This is a genomic window from Brucella tritici (assembly GCF_902825325.1).
Taxonomy (GTDB): domain Bacteria; phylum Pseudomonadota; class Alphaproteobacteria; order Rhizobiales; family Rhizobiaceae; genus Brucella.
Genome location: NZ_CADEAR010000055.1, coordinates 1 through 4,068, shown reverse-complemented (window position 1 = coordinate 4,068; position 4,068 = coordinate 1). Strand labels below are relative to the sequence as shown.

Sequence of the window (4,068 nt, the reverse complement as noted above, 5' to 3'; positions counted from 1 at the left end):
CCGCTCCTATCAATGAAGGAGCTTATCTCGCGGCATCATTCACAAAAGAAAAGGTGGGATGTTCGTCGCGCTCACTGTCGACGAGCAGGGACAGGAAAACAGAACGGACGAGGGTTATCTCACAGAGCTGGACGTCAGTTCCGAAAAAGTCGGGTTTAAAATCGAGAAAATCGATGTCTCCCCTGCAGTTGGACGACTTATCCGCATTCCGAACGTCGGTGGCCTGAAGGGGGTGAATATTTTTGTCGTAGAGGGCGGAGACAGGCTCACAATCCAATCTGTCGCGCCGACCGAGGAGACCGCTGAGAACAATGCGCGGAACGCCTTGGAAATAGCAAAAAAGCACGTCATTGGGCGATGACTCGGTCTATGGGTTGAGCACTTTCTTCAATTGTCTTCTAGTTTCAGCCCAGCGGTCCGTATGAAGATTTCATAGATAAAAAACTGAAATCAAACGCAGTGTCATCCTTCGCTTGAGCAATCACAGCGCTTGCAAACGATAGGCAGCTGCGAAAGCGGATAGGTCGTCGTGTACTTCAGTTACATTGCCGTCAGATCGCAGTTCGATGCGATCATCAGTGTGGGTGCAAACATCAATGATTGCCTCACCGAGGACGAATGCGTCAAAGGAAGCGTTAAGTAGCTGGCCGCCCCCTTCATTCAGGGCTTGTATCGCCTTGTAGAGCGCCTGGGCTTGAGCGGAATCCAAAATCATGATGTGACTCCATCTTGGTGTTGGCAGTCAGCATAATCCTGCCCGTGAGGCTTTTTGGTCGTCATGCACTAATCCAGGCCAAAAGTTGTGCGGAATGGTAATCCTCACTCTTGGCCTTAGTAGAGAGCCATTGGAAGGAGAGAACAAAGGCTTCGAATTTTCATCATCGAAAGACAAACAGATGACTTACACGTGGGAAGTCATCTGTTTTGACAGCACCCTGGTGCAGATGCTGCGGAGCAATTCGCCTCAGGTTCGACCCAGACGTCTACGCAACTCTTCATTCTCAGCACGCAGCTTTGCAGCAAGTTCTTGGCGTAGCTTGAGGTTCTCTGCTTCCAGTGAAACCAAGCTGGAAAGATCATCGCTCGACGACCCTGTTGATGGCCCGGGCGCTGTCTTTGCAGCAGCGTTCTTCCAGTTATAGTAGGTCTGCTCACTCACTTTAGTCTGCTGCAATGCAGCCTTGAGAGTGGTCTTGCCATCTTTTGTTGCTTTTTCGATAGAAGCAAGGATGGAGGCGCGCTGGGCCGGCGTGTACTTGTTGCGCTTGTTCTCTACCAGTGGTGTTGTAGTGGGTTCTGCTTTTGAAGCAGCTTTGGCTGCTTTCACTGGTCTGGATGCGGCCCTCGTGGTTTTAGCGGCAGGTGCTGTAGCCGCCTTTGCGGGCCTAGGCTCAGCTTTTTTGCGTGGTGCACGGGTTTTCTTCGTGGCACCCACAGGCTCGGCGGTTCTAACCTCAACTGGTGTCTCGTTTACTGCTGCAATGGTTTCGTCTGCCATGGTATGCTTCTCCAGATCGATGTTTGGAAATTCATTTAGGCGTCAAAAATACAGGTCAATGGTTGATGTAATAATAAGGCCGTGTACATCATGTGTTCAAGATGAGATGAACTTGCTTTCAGGACATATCGATCAGGTCGGACATTCTGTTGAGTGTTGAAAATCCGCCGCGTAATATGTAGCTACTGGTAAAAGCCCTTTGACGCGCGCGGAGCGTACCTTCAAATCTCCTCTGGAAAGCTACTCACGGATGAAAAATCCAAACCGTAATATTGTCGTTGAATATAAGAACAAGCGTACTCGCAAGGGCTCGTCATCTTTGTGGGGAAATCTGGATCTGAAGTCGATTGCCCGGCAAGTGGAGGCCGATGCGCCCCAATCTCCAATGGAGGTTCGGGCCCAGCCTGATCTATCCAAGCTGATCGAGCGCAGAACTGAGAACGCCACTACAAAAGTTGTGGCGCATGCTGAGCCGGTCATCGAGCAAGTTGAAGAGGCTCTGAGCGAGCCAGAACTTTCCAACATGGACGCCTCGAAACCGGAAGAAGCATCCCTTGCAACGGAAGAGCTGCAAACGGCAAACATGGCGGGAAATGCTACTGTGAGGGAGAAAAAGCCGTCTGTTCGACGTCGTATGAAAAAATCAGCTCCACAGAAACAAGAAGCGGCAAATCGGGTGGTTGCCGAGCCTGATATTCAGGCTGAATTGTCAGCTCTGGAAATTGAGAATGCCGATCTGAAACGTGAACTGGCCGCCAGATTGCGCATGGAGAACAGACAGTTGCTCAAAATGCTCCGACGATTGGAACCGCAATAGAAAAACGGTCGCCCAGACTGTCCTGCCGTCCTCGATAACTGATCTGTTCATGCGTTCTGGTGACATGTGTAAGAGCTATGGTCACCAAAACTATTGAGTTGTCAGGCTTAAGGTGACAGCATTTCTGTGCACTGTTGTGGCTGTTATAGAGAGGTCGATCACGATGAAGTCACTGGGGGAACGTCTCGTTGCGCGGTTGAAGAACTGGCGATCGAAGAAGAAGTCGACTTTGCCGGATGAAATGCCAGACGCTGGACCCAAAGCCGGCGAAAGCCCTGAGCAGCCTGAACCTATATTGCCAACGCGACTATCCATCAAAGTTACGACCAAAGATCCCGATGAAAGAAATGGCAAGGCAGCAGCCCCAAAGGTTGAGCCCGTCGCTTCTTTTGAGGTGTTATCGTCCGCTGAAGAGCCGAAGGTCCCTCAAGAAGCGCCAGTTGTTGTGGAGCCCGAGCGGAAAGAGGAGGGGATAGATGAAATTCTAGCCTCGCCTCCCGTTCCCAAATCACTACAAAAGCGGCCTCGTGCGAAAAGGCCAAATCCCAAGCCTGAAGACGGACCGGTGACAGACGAAGAACTGGAAGAGCTGGAAGCGGAAAATGCCCGGCTCAAGCTCCTATTGAATGAGCGGTTAAAAGCGAAGCAGAGTTCTTCTGAAAACTGACAAGCTGCTAAACTTCGGATGATTTTGACTAAGACACAGGGTATAGTGATGGCTGTTACATTGTTGCATGGAACGGGAAATCTCATCTGCGACGGCGTTGATGTGGGCATCGTCGAATTCAGCATCGCTAGCCCTGAAGATGGTCCAGATGTGACCAGGCGTGGAAAAGTGTGGGGAAACAAAAAGGCAGTTGCAGCAGCAATGAACGCCACCAAGACAGAACTTGCCGTGCCTGAATCCGGAGTCTTGCTTCTCCTGGATATTCAGGATCTGGACCGCGACGGTGGGGCGCTGTTCACTGTTTTACAGCCTGTCACCGTCTGACGACGGAACGGTCGAAATCAGCACAGGATCATCGTTTCAACGATTGGTTCAGCGACCTGTTTTCTGTACGATACGTCATTATGGTGTGCATGTGCTGTGTTGCGACGTTCATGGTCATCGTCCACATCATCTAAATCCCCGACGCTCTTCCCGGACCGCCGGAACATACCACACAATGTTCGGGCAGGGGTCCGTTTCTGATCGAGAACACTGGTTACCCAATATAAGGCCAACGAGTGCACGTTAAAACCTAAGGGTCAGTTCCTGCCGGGCAGGAATGGTGTGTGAAGCGATGAGCGCTGCTTTTCAGATCAGCACTAAACCTACCATCTTTGCTTGGGACTAAAGGAGGTTAGTGCTCTGCGAAAATCGATACTCGTCGGCTTTTGTTGAATAATTGGTTTTAATCAGATTGTTGGTCGACAAGCCGACCTTCGTAATCCTGACCACCATAGTAAATACCAAGAATGCGAACTATCTGACTTGTGCGATCAGTCGTGTAGGCGATCAGGACACGACGGCGGAAACCGAGCGTGCGCAAGCCTGGCAGCAGGTCGTCACGCGCTGCACCACGCTCGGGGAAACTTTCCAGAGCGTCGCAATGGGAAACGATTTCATCAACAAAACGTTCGCCAGCTTCCGCGAACCCGCCTCTGCGATATAGGATTCTATGACCGCCAATTGAGGTTATGTCGCAAATTTATCATGATGTTAGAAGCGGCCAGATCTTCAGACGCAATTATGCTGCGAGCTCCGCAAAGA

Annotated in this window: 7 protein-coding genes; 4 read left to right on the top strand and 3 right to left on the bottom strand. The window is 50.9% G+C overall.

Annotated features, from left to right (window positions below; translation table 11 throughout):
- Positions 1-58 precede the first annotated feature (58 nt).
- Positions 59-361, top strand: coding sequence for a hypothetical protein (locus HWX93_RS22530; RefSeq protein ID WP_235969197.1), 303 nt, complete (start codon positions 59-61; stop codon positions 359-361).
- A gap of 120 nt (positions 362-481) precedes the next feature.
- Here the strand turns inward: HWX93_RS22530 and HWX93_RS22525 are convergent, their stop codons facing one another.
- Positions 482-715: a hypothetical protein gene (locus HWX93_RS22525; protein ID WP_235969196.1), complete on the bottom strand. Its 234-nt coding sequence runs from the start codon at positions 713-715 to the stop codon at positions 482-484.
- Positions 716-964: 249 nt separating this feature from the next.
- Complete coding sequence (locus HWX93_RS22520) at positions 965-1,498, bottom strand: transposase (RefSeq protein WP_176038794.1); 534 nt, start codon at positions 1,496-1,498, stop codon at positions 965-967.
- Positions 1,499-1,748: 250 nt separating this feature from the next.
- Between HWX93_RS22520 and HWX93_RS22515 the strand changes: the two genes are divergently transcribed.
- From HWX93_RS22515 to HWX93_RS22505, 3 genes are all read left to right on the top strand, one after another.
- Positions 1,749-2,315: a hypothetical protein gene (locus HWX93_RS22515; protein WP_176038793.1), complete on the top strand. Its 567-nt coding sequence runs from the start codon at positions 1,749-1,751 to the stop codon at positions 2,313-2,315.
- 163 nt (positions 2,316-2,478) lie between these two features.
- Positions 2,479-2,982, top strand: a complete 504-nt coding sequence (locus HWX93_RS22510; RefSeq protein WP_176038792.1) for a hypothetical protein — start codon at positions 2,479-2,481, stop codon at positions 2,980-2,982.
- A 48-nt stretch (positions 2,983-3,030) separates the two neighbouring features.
- Positions 3,031-3,306, top strand: coding sequence for a hypothetical protein (locus HWX93_RS22505; protein WP_235969195.1), 276 nt, complete (start codon positions 3,031-3,033; stop codon positions 3,304-3,306).
- Between the two features lie 403 nt (positions 3,307-3,709).
- On the opposite strand, the gene HWX93_RS22500 is transcribed toward HWX93_RS22505, so the two are convergent.
- The gene (locus HWX93_RS22500; protein WP_328700197.1) at positions 3,710-3,898 is read right to left on the bottom strand and encodes a type II toxin-antitoxin system RelE/ParE family toxin; all 189 of its coding nucleotides are present in this window, start codon (positions 3,896-3,898) and stop codon (positions 3,710-3,712) included.
- Between the last annotated feature and the right edge of the window lie 170 nt (positions 3,899-4,068).